General features: G+C 72.2%; 1 protein-coding gene. It reads left to right on the top strand.

From position 1 onward, the window contains the following. On the top strand, positions 1-259 hold a 259-nt coding region (locus NP777_RS47470), incomplete at both ends, for an acyltransferase domain-containing protein (protein ID WP_256656416.1).

Below are 259 nucleotides of genomic sequence, written 5' to 3'. Positions count from 1 at the left end.
CCCTGCGCAGCCGCCTCATCGCCCAAGAACTCGCCGGACACGGCGGCATGGCCTCCCTCGCCACCTCCGCCGACCAGGCTCGCGAACTGCTGACCGGCCACGACGACGTCTGGATCGCCGCCGTCAACGGACCCACCTCCACCGTCATCGCCGGAACTCCCACCGGCCTCGCCGAAGTAACCACCGCGGCCGAGAACGCCGGGCTGCGCACCCGCACCCTCCCGGTCGACTACGCGTCCCACACGCCCCACGTCGAACG

Source organism: Streptomyces rugosispiralis (assembly GCF_024505145.1).
Classification (GTDB): domain Bacteria; phylum Actinomycetota; class Actinomycetes; order Streptomycetales; family Streptomycetaceae; genus Streptomyces; species Streptomyces rugosispiralis.
This window is presented reverse-complemented; position numbering and strand designations above follow the sequence as displayed.